Annotated in this window: 11 protein-coding genes and 1 pseudogene; 5 read left to right on the top strand and 7 right to left on the bottom strand. The window is 70.5% G+C overall.

Annotated features, from left to right (window positions below; all coding sequences use genetic code 11):
* Together VHK87_RS12785 and VHK87_RS12780 are read right to left on the bottom strand one after the other, a co-directional pair.
* A pseudogene (locus VHK87_RS12785) lies at positions 1-791 on the bottom strand (ABC transporter ATP-binding protein); the annotation flags it as partial.
* A gap of 135 nt (positions 792-926) precedes the next feature.
* Positions 927-1481, bottom strand: coding sequence for a GNAT family N-acetyltransferase (locus VHK87_RS12780; RefSeq protein WP_329635281.1), 555 nt, complete (start codon positions 1479-1481; stop codon positions 927-929).
* Positions 1482-1607: 126 nt separating this feature from the next.
* On the opposite strand from VHK87_RS12780, the gene VHK87_RS12775 reads away from it, so the two are divergent.
* Positions 1608-3116 carry a DUF4173 domain-containing protein gene (locus tag VHK87_RS12775; protein ID WP_329635280.1) on the top strand — a complete coding sequence of 503 codons (1509 nt, stop codon included), beginning with the start codon at positions 1608-1610 and terminating at the stop codon, positions 3114-3116.
* On the opposite strand, the gene VHK87_RS12770 is transcribed toward VHK87_RS12775, so the two are convergent.
* Positions 3083-4483, bottom strand: a complete 1401-nt coding sequence (locus VHK87_RS12770; protein WP_329635279.1) for a deoxyribodipyrimidine photo-lyase — start codon at positions 4481-4483, stop codon at positions 3083-3085. The two genes, VHK87_RS12775 and VHK87_RS12770, sit on opposite strands and share 34 nt — an antisense overlap.
* A 29-nt stretch (positions 4484-4512) precedes the next feature.
* Between VHK87_RS12770 and VHK87_RS12765 the strand changes: the two genes are divergently transcribed.
* Together VHK87_RS12765 and VHK87_RS12760 are read left to right on the top strand one after the other, a co-directional pair.
* Entirely contained in the window at positions 4513-5265 is a 753-nt protein-coding gene (locus tag VHK87_RS12765) for a response regulator transcription factor (RefSeq protein WP_329635278.1), read from the top strand.
* Complete coding sequence (locus tag VHK87_RS12760) at positions 5262-6836, top strand: HAMP domain-containing sensor histidine kinase (protein ID WP_329635277.1); 1575 nt, start codon at positions 5262-5264, stop codon at positions 6834-6836. The genes VHK87_RS12765 and VHK87_RS12760 overlap by 4 nt, the downstream gene beginning before the upstream one ends.
* An 11-nt stretch (positions 6837-6847) precedes the next feature.
* Here VHK87_RS12760 and VHK87_RS12755 read toward each other — a convergent pair whose 3' ends face one another.
* From VHK87_RS12755 to VHK87_RS12740, 4 genes are all read right to left on the bottom strand, one after another.
* The gene (locus tag VHK87_RS12755) at positions 6848-7792 is read right to left on the bottom strand and encodes a homocysteine S-methyltransferase family protein (RefSeq protein WP_329635276.1); all 945 of its coding nucleotides are present in this window, start codon (positions 7790-7792) and stop codon (positions 6848-6850) included.
* A 184-nt stretch (positions 7793-7976) separates the two neighbouring features.
* Positions 7977-8153, bottom strand: coding sequence for a hypothetical protein (locus tag VHK87_RS12750; RefSeq protein ID WP_329635275.1), 177 nt, complete (start codon positions 8151-8153; stop codon positions 7977-7979).
* 87 nt (positions 8154-8240) lie between these two features.
* Entirely contained in the window at positions 8241-10031 is a 1791-nt protein-coding gene (locus tag VHK87_RS12745) for a hypothetical protein (RefSeq protein WP_329635274.1), read from the bottom strand.
* Positions 10032-10094: 63 nt separating this feature from the next.
* A complete protein-coding gene (locus tag VHK87_RS12740; RefSeq protein WP_329635273.1) occupies positions 10095-10922 on the bottom strand; it encodes a serine protease in 828 nt (275 codons plus the stop codon).
* 138 nt (positions 10923-11060) lie between these two features.
* On the opposite strand from VHK87_RS12740, the gene VHK87_RS12735 reads away from it, so the two are divergent.
* The gene (locus VHK87_RS12735) at positions 11061-11585 is read left to right on the top strand and encodes a GNAT family N-acetyltransferase (protein WP_329635272.1); all 525 of its coding nucleotides are present in this window, start codon (positions 11061-11063) and stop codon (positions 11583-11585) included.
* A gap of 32 nt (positions 11586-11617) precedes the next feature.
* A partial coding sequence (locus tag VHK87_RS12730) for a S9 family peptidase (protein ID WP_329635271.1) occupies positions 11618-13337 on the top strand: 1720 nt, incomplete at its 3' end.

Genomic DNA, 13337 nt, shown 5'->3' with positions numbered 1-13337 from the left:
GTCGAAGGTGTAGGTCAGGGTCGAGCCGTCGGCCGAGAGCTCCAGCGGCGCGTCGGCCAGCTCGGGCGGGATCGCCGCGAGAGGGGCCTGCAGGTGCAAGGTCAGCTGCTTCTTGCCGAGCTTGCGGATCAGGGCGGCCTCTCCTCCACCAGGATGATCTCGCCCTTGCGGATCACCCCGATGCGGTCGGCCATCTCCTCGGCTTCCTCGATGTAGTGGGTGGTCAGGATGACGGTGACCCCGCCCGCCCGCAGGCCGCGGACCATCTCCCACATCTCGCGCCGAAGCTCGACGTCGACGCCGGCGGTGGGCTCGTCGAGGAACAGGATCTTGGGCTCGTGCGACAGCGCCTTGGCGATCAGCACCCGGCGCTTCATGCCCCCGGACAGGGCCATGATCTTGGTGCCCTTCTTGTCCCACAGGGACAGGTCGCGGAGCACCTTCTCCACATAGGCGTCGTTGCGGGGCTTGCCGAACAGGCCGCGGCTGAAGCGGACGGTGTCCCACACCGTCTCGAACATGTCGGTGGAGAGCTCCTGCGGCACCAGGCCGATCGCCGCGCGCGCGGCGCGGAACTCCTTCTGGATGTCGTGGCCGTCGGCCAGCACCCGCCCCTCTGTGGGCGTGACGATGCCGCAGACGATGCTGATCAACGTCGTCTTGCCGGCCCCGTTCGGTCCCAAGAGGGCGAAGATCTCACCGCGGCGGATATCGAGGTCGACGCCCTTGAGGGCCTGGAACCCGCCCACGTAGGTCTTGGTCAGTCCAGAAATGGAGATGATCGGATCCACTCGGCGCGTCCCTCCATGGCGACCGAGCCGAAATGGGGGGCCAAGCTCCACCGTCAAGAGGCGGCCAGGGCCCTCGCCTTCAGATAGCTGTGCAGGGCCTGGATATCCTCGTGGCTCCTCGCCAGGGGCGAGCGCTTAGAGGTCGATACGGAACTTCAGCGCCTCGCCGCCGTGAAGCGCCGCGGCCTTTTCATAGGCCCCGAGCAGGACGCCCCCGTTGTTCAGGATCACCTTCTGGGACGCGATGTTGTCGGCCTCGGTGGTGAGCTCCACGTAGGCCAGGCCAACGCCCCGGGCCATCGGCAGCAGCAGGGCCAGCCCTCGCGTCGCGTAGCCGCGGCCCGCCTTCCACGCCGGGATCGAATAGCCGATGTGGCCTGGGACGTGCTCCGGCAGCTCGGCGGTCCCTGGCCGCCAGCGGAAACCGAAGGAGCCGGCGAACTCGCCGTCCCACAGCCAGCGCCGGAAGCCCGGCAGCCGCTGGGCCTCGGAGCCGTCCGGCAGGCGGATCGGCCCGCCCTTGGCCTCTGGATCGTCGAGGCTGGCGAGGAACGCCGCCGGGTCCTGCGCAATGCGCTTTAGCTCCCGCTCGGCGGCTGCGGCGCCCATGAGGTTGTCCGGCGACCAGCCGCGCTCCAGCGCGTCGCGATAGCTGTCCAGCATCGCGAGGTCCGGTTTGAGCAGCTGCAACTCGGCCATCCCCAAGGCTAGCGCGGCTGCACGGAATCTGCACGCGAAGGGCTCCGGCCCTGCGGCGCAAGGCCGGCGCCGCCTCGACGCCCCCCCTGCAGGGTCGGGACGATCGAGGAGAGCCCAATGCCCCGTACAGCGACCTACAGCTTCCTGCTCAAGCCCGCGGCGGCCGCCGGCCTGGTGGGCCTCGCGGACGCGATGCTCTTCGACCACGAGGTGGGCTGGACCCTGGGCCTGGCGGCGCTGGCCGTCCCGCTCGCCGCGCTGACGCTGCAGCCGGCGCTGCGCCGCGACCGGCTGGCGCTCGGCGCACTGCTGGCCGCCAGCGCCTTCGCCCTCGTGCAGGTGGAGCGCCCGACCCTGATCGGCCTCCTGCTCTTCTGGACCAGCCTCTGCATCGCCGTGCTCGCGCCACGGGCCGGACGCGCCGAAGACGCCTGGCGGTGGGCCCAACGGTTGGGCTTCCTCGGCCTGGCGAGCCCCGTCGCGCCCTGGCTGGACCTCGTGCGGCTGGAGAAGGCCCGCAAGCGGGGCGGGCCGCGCCGGCGCATCCGCGACCTGCTGCCCGTGCTGATCCTGCCGATCGTCGGCGGGGCGATCTTCCTGCGCCTGTTCGCGGCGGCGAACCCGCTGATCGAGAACGCCGTCGAGAACCTGCGCCTGCCCGAGGTCGACGCGCCCCGCGCCCTGTTCTGGATCTTCGGCCTGATCGCCGCCTGGGCGATCCTGCGGCCGCGGACCCGCCGCAGATGGCTGCCGCTGCCGGAGGGGCTCGGGACCCTCCCCGGCGTCGGCGTCGCCTCCGTCACCCTGTCGCTGATCGTCTTCAACGCCCTGTTCGCCCTGCAGAACGGCCTGGACCTGGCCTTCCTGTGGAGCGGCGCGGCGCTGCCCGAGGGCACGACGCTCGCGGAATACGCTCACCGCGGCGCCTATCCGCTGATCGCCACGGCCTTGCTGGCGGGCCTGTTCGTGCTCGTGGCGCTGCAGCCCGGCTCGGCGACCGCGCAGTCGCCTCTGATCCGGAAGCTGGTGGTGCTCTGGATCGTCCAGAACATCTTCCTGGTGGCCTCCACGGCGCTTCGCACCCTCGATTACATTGGGGCCTACTCGCTAACCCGCCTGCGGATCGCCGCCCTGATCTGGATGGGGCTGGTGGCGCTTGGCCTGGCGCTGATCTGCTGGCGGCTGATCCGCGGCAAGAGCGCGGCCTGGCTGCTCGGGACCAACGCCGCCGCCCTGGCGGCCGTGCTCGCCGCCTCCAGCGTCATAGATCTGGGAGCCGTCGCCGCCCACTGGAACGTCCGGCATGCCCGCGAAGTCGGCGGCCGTGGCGCGGCCCTCGACGTCTGCTACCTGCGCAACGTGGGTCCCGCGGCCCTGGTGTCCCTCGCCGAACTCGAGCGCCGGCCGCTCCCGCCGGACTTGCGGGCGCGCGTTGCGGAGGCGCGCCAGAGCGCACTGGAGCGTCTCAGCATAGATCAGAGCCACTGGCGCAGCTGGACCTTCCGGGGTGCGCGCCGACTGTCCGCAGCCAACCGCCTCGTCGAGGCGCTGCCGCCCCCGCCGCACGCCACCGCCGACTGCGCCGGCGTGCCCTACACGGCGCCCGCGGCCAGGCGTCCGCTGTGACCCTCATGGGCGGCCAGGGCCTCGACCACGCGCACATACGCGTCTGCGTCGAACTTCCTGAAGGTATTTCGTCCCATCGACCGGACGGTCCCGAACACCGGCTGCGGTCCCCACGGCCGATCGTGCAGGCCGAAGATCCAGCCGACGTTCATGAAGGAGTTGGCGTCCCGTCCATCGAGGAACCAGCGATTGTTCAGACGCAGCAAGGTCTCGAACGCCTGCTCAGGCCTCGCGGACCACTCCAGCACCTTCTTGCCCCAGTACATTCGCAAGTGGTTGTGCATGTAGCCGGTGGCTCGCATCTCCAGCATCGCCGCGTTCCAGTATCGATCGTGCGTCGCCCCCGCCTCGAACTCGTCAGGCGTATAGAGGTGCGGCCGCGGATCAAGTGCGTGCGCCGCCAGCGTCTTCCTCGCCCACTCGGGTACCGCGGCATAGCTGTCGTAGGCCGGCTCGAACGCCACGTGATTGATGGCAAGCTCGCGCCGCACGATGAGTTCTTCGAGATAGCTTGTCCTGTCCTCCGACTGTGCGTGCGCAGCGGCGCGGACCGCGAGTGCGATCTCGACTGGCGAGATGTGTCCATAGTGCAGATATGGGCTCATGTGGGAGGCGGCCGCCGCCTCGGGCTTTCCGCGCTGGGCGCCGTAGCGCGAGAAGCCATCCTCCAGGAACGCGTCGAGACGCCTGCGCGCCTCTCCGTAGCCGCCGGTGAAGCGCTTGACCGGCGGCACGGCATTGTCGACGCCCAGCGCCTGGAGCACGGGCGCGGTTTCACGCAGGCTGAGGCCTGCCGGTGTCGGGCCCGCCCAGCGCCGCCGCAATGGGCGCGGCTCAAGCGGCTCGATAAACTCGTCCATCCGCCGCTGGATCTTCGGCCGGATCGTGCGGGCGGCGAACTCATGCTTGGTGGAGGCGACCTCTACGGGGACGACTGCGTCGCCTTCGACCTGCAGCACCCGCACCTCCGCCGCGATCGCCAGAGTCCGCCGCCAGGCTACCTGCGGCTTCAGGTACCCTCGATCGCAGACGACTATTGCGCCCCGGCGCGACAGCTCGAGGGCTACGTCTGGGGGCTCGCCCAGGCGGACGACGAAGCCGATTCCCCGCTCCGCCAGCCGGCTGGCGACATCCTGAAGCCCCTGGAGCAGGAAAGCGTAGTGTCGGGCGTTGGCCTCGGGATAGCGGGCCGTGAGCCCAAAGCCGACCAGCACCGGCAGGTCCCGGGCGTTCGCCTCCTCGACAGCGATCTCCAGCGCCGGATTGAACACGGCTCGCTGCGACTGCTGCATCCAGTAGAGGACGTAGTCCGCTTCATTCCGCGGCGGCGCCTCGCACAGGGTCTGGATACGGCTCGTCTGGATCACGCTCACCACTCCGCGCCACAGCCTCCCCTATGCGTCAAGCCGTTGACCTCAAGGCCGAGCCTCTGATCATGCCCCCGATGCCCGCTTCGATCCTGATCGTCGACGACGATCCCCACATCCGCCAGCTTCTGGCCTTCGCCCTCGGAAAGGCCGGTCACGCCACCCGCGAGGCGGAGGACGGCGAGCAGGCGCTGGCCTCGGTCGCCGCCGAGCCGCCGGACCTGGTGGTGCTGGACATCAACATGCCGCGGATGGACGGGCTGGAGGTCTGCCGGCGCATCCGCGCCCTGGGCGAGCTGCCGATCCTGTTCCTGTCCTCCCGCGACGACGAGATCGACCGGGTGCTCGGCATTGAGCTCGGGGCCGACGACTATGTGGTCAAGCCGTTCAGCCCGCGCGAGGTGGTGGCCCGGGTGGGCGCCATCCTGCGACGCTCGGCGGCCAGGCCGGCGGCCGAGGCGAACGGGGCGGCGCTGGCCCGCGGCCGGCTGATCCTCGACACCGACGGCTGGCGGGCGCGCTGGGACGGGACGGACGTGCCGCTGACCGTCACCGAGTTCGAGATCCTCAAGGTGCTGGCCGCCACGCCCGCGAAGGTGTTCAGCCGCGACGCCATAATCGACCGGCTGCACGGCCCGGGCTTCGCAATCACCGACCGCACCGTCGACAGCCACGTGCGCAACCTGCGCGGCAAGTTCGCTGGGGTCGGCGGCCACGACGTCATCGAGACCCGGGCCGGCGTCGGCTACCAGCTCGGGGCGTGCAGCGGCGGCAAGGAATGATCCGGCGGCTGAAGGCGTTCGCTAAGCGGCGCTGGCCGGCCCTGCGGCTGCGCACCATCCTCTTCCTGGTGCTGTTCTTCGTGGCGGCCCTGCCCGGCCTCTCGGCCATCTTCCTGCGGGTCTACGAGAACACCCTGGTCCGCCAGACCGAGGCCGAGCTGGTCGCCCAGGGCGCGGCGCTGGCGGCCGCCGCCGAGGCCCTGTGGCCGGGCGCCGCTTCAGGCCCGCTGCCGCCGCTGCGGCCCGAGGAGTACCGCCCCGAACAGTCGGCTATCGACCTCTCCATCAGCCCCATCCTGCCGGAGCGGCCGGCCGCCGCCCCCTCGGCCGCGGCCGATCCCGCGGCCCTGGGCGCGGCCCGGGCCCTGTGGCCGATCGCGCGGGAGACGGGCCGCACAACACTGGCCGGCATCGTCCTGCTCGACCGCGAGGGCCGCGTGGCGCTCGGGCGCGAGCGCGGCAGCTACGCCGGCCTGCCGGAAGTGCGGGCGGCGTTGGACGGCCAGCCGGCGACAGTGCTGCGCCGCCGGGGGGATTACCAGCCGCGATACCGCTTCGAGTGGCTGAGCCGCGCCTCGGCTCTGCGCATCCACCACGCCCGGCCGGTGGTGGTGAACGGACAGGTCGTCGGGGTGGTGCTGCTCTCCCGCTCGCCGCGGGCGCTGTTCCGCGGCATCTACCAGGACCGGATCAAGATCGGCCTAGGGATCGGGCTGATCTTCGCCGCCCTGGTGGTGCTCTCGGGGCTGGTCTCGCGAGGCGTCACCCGCCCGATCGAAGCGCTGAGCGCGGCCTCGCGGAAGGTGGCCGCCGGCCAGGGCGAGATCCCGGAGACTCCGCCCACGGCCGCGGTGGAGATCCGCGCCCTCTACGAGGACTTCGGGGCGATGAGCGAGGCCATAGCCCGGCGCTCGCGCTACCTGCGCGACTTCGCCGCCGCCGTGAGCCACGAGTTCAAAACGCCGCTGGCCGGCATCGCCGGCGCGGTCGAGCTCTTGGAGGACCACGGCGAAACCATGAGCCCGGCCGAGCGTCGGCGTTTCCTGGACAACATTTCCGCCGACGTCGCCCGCCTGTCGCAGCTGGTCACCCGGCTGCTCGACTTGGCGAGGGCCGACATGGCCCGCCCGGAGGCCGGCGTGGCGGCCGATCCCGCCCCCACCCTGCGCCGGGTGGCCGACGCCGGCTCCGGACCGGACTTCCAGGTCGCCCTCGACCTGCCGCCCGTCCTGCCCAAGGTCGCCGCGCCCGACGCCGCCCTGGAGACGGCGCTGACCACCCTGGTGGAGAACAGCCGCCAGGCTGGCGCCTCGCGGGTGACCATCTCCGCCGCGCGCACCGGCCAGAGCCTCGTCCTCTCCGCCCACGACGACGGGCCCGGCGTCCCGAAGGCCGACCGGACCCGCCTCTTCGAGCCGTTCTTCACCAGCCGCCGGGCGCAGGGCGGCACTGGCCTGGGCCTGTCCATCGCCCGCTCCCTGCTCTCCGCCAGCCACGCGAGCATCGACTACGTCGACACCGACGCTGGCGCGCGGTTCGACCTCACCCTGCCGCTCGCCCGTGAAGCCTGACCCCGCCGGCGCTACGCCGCCACCAGCCCGCGGCAGGCGCGGCTGATGCAGGCCACGTGGCGGTCGTCGGTGCCGCAGCAGCCTCCGAACACCCGGATCTGCGGGTGTCGGGCGAGAAGTTCGGCATGCTCGCGGCCCAGCTCCTCGGGATCGCCGTCGTCGAGATCCGGCGAGTCGTTCAGCTCCTGGTGGCTGCGCTTCGAGGCGTTGGCGCGCACGCCGCCGATCCGGGAGAGCCAGGCCCCGCCCTCGGTCAGCGTCCCCTCGAAGTGGGACGGGTGGGCGCAGTTGATCATGTAGTAGGCGGGCCAGGCGCCGGTCGCCGCGTCCACCGCCTCCACGGCCTCGCCGAGACCTTGGCCGGTCGGCAGCTTTCCGTCGGTCTCTAGCGTGAAGGAGATCACGCAGCGAACGCCCTGCGCCTTCGCCGCCCGGGCGATGCCGACGGCTTCCGGCACGTTGGTCATGGTGATGGCGCTGACCATGTCCGCGCCGGCCTCGGCGAAGCTCTGCACCTGGCCGGCGTGGTAGGCCTGGGCCTGCGCCTCGGTCATCACCTCGCCAGGGTCGTAGCCATCGCCCCGCGGCCCCAGGCAGCCGCTGACCACGATCGGAGCGACGTTGGCGGCGCACCTGTCCCTGAGGGACTGCATCAGCTCGATCGAGGCCCGGTTCAGAGCCTCCAGCTCCCTCTGCGGGATCCCCAGCCGCTCGGCCCAATCAGGGCTGGCGCGCCAGGTGGGACTCTCGAGGATGAAGCCGGTCCCGTCGCGGGCCGCGATGTCGAGGTAGCGCTCGTAGTAGGCCTCCAGCTGGCGACGGCCCTCGGGCGTGCGGAGCAGGAGGAAGGCGGCGAAGTGCGGCAGCTCTACGCCCTCGTGGAAGATCAGCGTGGTCTCGAGGCCGCCGTCGGTCAGGAACAGCGGGCCACCTGTCTGAGGCAGGGTTTTGGTCATGAGGGGTCTCCGTGGAAACGAGTGTCAGGCAGGAAGGGCCAGGCTGGCGAGGAGGGCGCGGGCGAACCGCCGCGGATCCTCGCAGTGCAGGGCGTGATCGAAGCCCTCGAAAGTGACCAGCTCGGATCCGCGGATCGCGTTCAGGATCAGCTGCTGCTGGGCGAGGGTCGCGTAGATGTCGCGGTCACCCCCGAAGAGGCGGGTCTGCGCGGCGAGCCCAGTAGGTGGCCGCGGCCAGCACGCCCTTGATCCGCCAAAGGCGCACATGGGTCAGCGGTCGGGCGGGCGCGGCCAGGTCGGCGGCGGCGGCGGCGAAAAGCGCGAATGCGCCGAACGAGATGAAGTCGGTGACGCCAAGCATTTGGGGGGCCTTCTCGATGACTTGTGCGAGAAGGGCGTGAGAGCGCGCCTCACATCGTGAGGCGGCTGGCGCGGCGTCCGTGAGCTCCTAGACGGTCCACACGACCGGCCGCTCCGGGTCGTAGCCGCAGAAGGCGCCGGTGCGGACTGAGGCCGCCAGGTGCCGGCCGAGCTCGGGATGGGCCTGGGCGATCTTCTTGATTGCGTTCCGTATGCGCCAGGTGACGGCGGTGCGGGCCTTCTCCACCGGATCCCCGAGCTTACGGGAGCGACCGCCGAGGCCGAGCGCGGCGGACAGCTCCTCGATCAGCCGGTCCAGCTCGGCCGACAACCGCTCGGTCCGGGCGAAATCGTTGTCCCGCTCGGCTTCCTCCAGCGCCGCCTGCAGGTCGGCGATCCGGCGCTGGCATTCGGCCCGGGCGCGGGCGTCCATCCGCACCCCGCCGTCGCCCTCGGCGATGCGTCCGGCGATCTCGAGGCAGTGAATGCGCTCGCCCGACGCGGCCAGCAGCATCGCGATGTCGCGGCAGCCCTTCATGTCCTTCAGACGCACCGTCCGGCCGGCGAAGCTCGCCTCCCACAGGCCCGCCTCGAATGCGAACCGGGCCGGCTCGCCATCGCGGGGCGGCGGATAGCTTTCCGATCTGCGCTCGCCGGCATAGCCGGCCAGGCGCAGCCCCTCGACGAAGAAGTCGGCGTCCTCCTGCCGGACGAACGGGTTGACGTGCAGCAGGTAGTCGAGCGCCTCGCCGGGCTCCGGCGGCCGGCCGAAAGTAATCTTGTCCTGGAAGACCTGCTGGAACTGCGCGAGCTCGCGCCGCGCCTTCTCCATTTCGCCCAGGTGCGCATAGCAGGCCGCCTGGAACGCCGATTGGTCGACGATCATGTTGGGCGGCGCCCGCTCCGCCATCTCCACCGCCCGCGTCAGGTCACGTTTGAAGAAGTACGGGATGAAGGCGTAGACATAGTACCAGGGGTCCCGCAGCGGATTGAGCCGCATGGCCTTCTCGACCATGGCGACGCTGCCCTCGGGCTCGCCCAAGAAGCCATGCCACATCGAGATCTGAATAAGACTGTCGGCGTCGTTGGGGCATAGCGCCACCGCCCGCTCCATGTGCCGCCGCGCCTGGCCGAAGTTGCGTCGGTACATCTGGATCCGTCCGAGCACCGACTGGACGATGTGGTCGGTCTCGTCCAACTCCTCGGCTTTGCAGGCGTAGTCGAACGCCAAGCGCTCGCTGTCGGCCCACTTGCCCCAGTGGATGCAGCTCCATTCGTTGAAGTGGCTGAGGGACAGGCCGGCGTAGGCTCGCGCATAGGTCGGGTCCAGCGTCAGCGCCCGTTCGAAGAACACCCGCGCCTCGGCGTCTGTCTCGCGTGTGCCCTTACGCAGGCAGTCCCGACCTCGAAGCCAGCAGTCGTAAGCCTTGAGGTTGGCGATAGGCCGCGCCCGCGCCTGAACGAGCCGCTTCATATCGATCTGAGATGACATCTGGTTCGCGACCTGCACGGCGATCTCCGCCTGCACCTCTTCGACCCGGCGAAGCGGCACATCATAGTCGTGGTTCCAGACGAGGCGGCCGGACCCGGTCTCCACCAGCCCCGCCTTGACCTGCAGCGCCGCGCGGCCGGGTCGAATGGAGCTGTCGAGAAGGTGAGTCACGCCGAAGGTTTCGGCCAGCCGGCGCGGCTCCAGCTCGGCCTCGCTCAACGACAGCGAGGTCCGGGCCGCCAGCACCTCAAACGTCGGGAATCTGGCCAGTTCGCCGATCACGTCCTCGACGAACGCGCTGGCGATCCTCTGCTGTTCGGGCTCAGGCCCGCGCCTGACGGGCGCCACTGCGATCGAAGCTGCACGCCGCCCCAGGACGTCGCTCATCGGACTACCCCCGGTGATCGGGGGAACTTGCCGGAAAACGTCGCTTTGCGGAAGCGCGACGCGTCAGTCCGGCGAGACCGCTTCCTCCGCCGAGGCGGCGCGGGCGCCGGTGCTGTTGTCGGCGTGGGCCACGGTGACGGGCGCCAGGGGATTGTCCAGCCTGGCGATCGTCTCGCGGATGTACTTGGCGTGGGTGACGATGCCGATCTCGAGCCGCTCGTTGTTCAGCTCGACCTGCTGGGTGAGCAGGCCCGCGACGAACTGGACTTCCTGGGCCTGGGGCGAGCCCGGCCGGCGGCGCGCGCCCTCGCTCATGAACACCGGCCCGCCCGAGTTGCCGGGGAAGACGGTGAAGTCCAGCAGGAAGGTCGGGAAGACGTGGGCCGGCGCCACCGGGAAGGAGGCGACCTTGCCCGAGCGCAGGATCGGGAAGCCGGCCTGGTTGGCCGCCAGGCCGCGGGGGAAGCCCAGCGCCATCATCTGGTCGCCGGCGGCCACGCCGTTCTTCGAGAAGGTGTCGTCCTCGGCCAGCCAGTTCAGCGGAATGGCGGCCTTGGCGAACTCCGGCGGGGCGGTGACCTCGATGGCCGCCACGTCGCGGGCCGGATGCTTGGTCCACAGCTCGTCGCCGCCGCGCTCGCGGATCTTCAGCGTCTGGGGCGAGTAGCTCCAGCTGCCGTCGGAGTTGGAGAAGCGATAGCCGATGCGAGCGTTGGCGCCCGGCATCTTGGCGAGCACGTGGTTGGCGGTGACAAGGATGGTCCGCGGCCGTCCGTCCGGCGCCGGGGCCTTGATCAGGAACCCGGTGCCGACCGTGCGCGTGCCGTCGCCGAGCGGCTGCTCGAGTTGAACGGTCGCATGGATCAACTCCACCGAGAGATCCCAGACCATTTACACGCCCCCTACGCCGGAAACTGTCCCCGTACCCACAATGTAGGATTCACCGCCGAGTCCCGGCAACAAGCCGTCGCTCTGAGCGCCCATTTGCCGCGCAAAGCTGTTAATCAGAAGTAAATCGCGGAGACGCCGGTGATCGAGATCAGACCCGCCACGGCCCATGACGCTCACGATATCGCGAGCGTGCACGTCACGGTCTGGCGGGAGGCCTATCACGGGGTGATGCCGCAGGCCTTTCTGGACGCCCTGACCCCCGAGGCGCGCGCCGAGGCTTGGGCCGAGCGGCTGGCCGATCCTGAGGACGAGACGCGCACGCTGGTGGCGGTGCGCGGCGGCCAGGTGGTCGGCTTCTGCACCGTCGGCCCGTCGCGGCTGGACGCGCCGGACGGCTACGGCGAGCTGCACGCCATCAACATCCTGGTCACCGCCCAGCACCAGGGGCTCGGCCGCCGGCTGATGGGTGAGGCGGCCCGGGCGCTGCAGTCGATGGGCTACACGGGCTTGACGCTCTCCGTGCTGCGCGACAGCCCCGCCGGGCGCATGTTCTACGAGAGCCTGGGCGGGACGCTCAGCGGGCGGCACAACGACGACTTCGGCGACTTCCAGCTGCCGGCCGTGGAGTACCGCTGGGCGGACCTGAACGCTCTGCTGGCTTGATGCGGCAGGGCGGTGCGGCGCAGATAGCGCCCATGCCCCTCCCCAAGCCTCCCACCGCCCGCAAGGAGCCCCGCCGCATCGAGCAGCTGGGCCGCACCCGCACCGACGACTACGCCTGGCTGCGCGACGAGAACTGGCAGCAGGTGCTGCGCGACCCGGCCGCTCTGCGCCCGGACATCCGCACTCACCTGGAGGCCGAGAACGCCTACACGAAGGCCATGCTGGCCTCGACGGAGGCGCTGCAGGCCGAGCTGTTCGACGAAATGAAGGGCCGCATCAAGCAGGACGACGCCACCGTCCCGGCCCCGGACGGGCCCTTCGACTACTACATCCGCTACGAAGTCGGGGCCGAGCATCCGATCCACGCCCGCCGGCCACGCGGCCGCGAGGACGGCGAGCAGATTCTGCTGGACGAGGAGGCGACCGCCAAGGGCAAGGCCTACTTCCACGTGGGCGCCGCCCACCACAGCCGCGACCATGCCCTCTACGCCTGGGCGGCCGACGAGCAGGGCTCGGAGTACTACACCATCCGGTTGACCGACACCGCCACAGGCGAGGTGCTGCCGACCGCTGTCGAGAGCGCCTACGGGGACTTCACCTTCTCGCCGGACAGCCAGTGGCTGTTCTGGATCTGGCGCGACGAGAACGCGCGTCCCTCGAAGGTCTTCCGCCGCCCGGCCCGCGGCGGCGAGGACGTGCTGGTCTACGAGGAGCAGGACGAGGGGATGTTCCTCGGCGTCGGCGCGACCGCCGACGACAGCCACGTGCTGATCCACGTCGGCAACCAGGAGACCACCGAGCTGTGGCTGATCCCGGCCGCCGATCCGGCCGCCGCGCCGGTCTGCGCCGAGCCGCGGCGTGTGGGCGTGAAGTACGAGATCGACCACTGGTCGGATCGCTGGGTGATCCGCACCAACGACGACGGCGCCGTCGATTTCAAGCTCTGCGTCACGACGGCGGACGTCCCTTCGAAGTCGACCTGGGCCGATTGGATCGCCCACGAGCCCGGCCGCTACATCACCGGGTTCGCGGCCTATGCGAACCACCTGGTGCGGCTGGAGCGGCGCAACGCCATCGACCGCATCGTGGTCATGGACCGGGCCGGCGGCGAGCACGAGATCGCCTTCGACGAGGAGGCCTACGCCCTCGGGATCGAGACCGGCTACGAGTACGACACCGCCCTCACCCGCTTCGTCTACCAGTCGCCGACGACGCCGCGGCAGTGGTTCGACTACGACATGGCCACCCGCCAGCGGACCCTGCGCAAGACCCAGGAGATCCCCTCCGGCCACGATCCATCGCAGTATGTGGCCCGCCGGCTTCTCGCCCGCGCGGCCGACGGCGAGGAGGTGCCGATCACCCTGCTGATGCGGAAGGACACGCCGACCGACGGCTCGGCGCCGGTGCTGCTCTACGGCTACGGCTCCTATGGGCATGCGATGGAGCCCAGCTTCTCGATCCGCAACCTGTCGCTGGTCGACCGCGGCTGGATCTGGGCGACCGCCCATATCCGCGGCGGCTCGGACAAGGGCTGGGGCTGGTTCCTGGCCGGGCGTAGGGAGAAGAAGCCCAACACCTTCACCGACTTCATCGCCTGCGCCGAGCACCTGATCGGCGAGGGACTGGCGACCCAGGGCAGGATCGTCGCCTACGGCGGCTCGGCCGGCGGCATGCTGATGGGGGCGGTGGTCAACATGCGCCCGGACCTGTGGGGCGGGATCATCGCCGCCGTGCCGTTCGTGGACGTGCTCA

The sequence above is a fragment of the Phenylobacterium sp. genome, from assembly GCF_036263695.1.
Lineage (GTDB): Bacteria > Pseudomonadota > Alphaproteobacteria > Caulobacterales > Caulobacteraceae > Phenylobacterium.
Note: the sequence above shows the minus strand (reverse complement) of the source record. Positions and strands in the feature narration are given on the sequence as shown.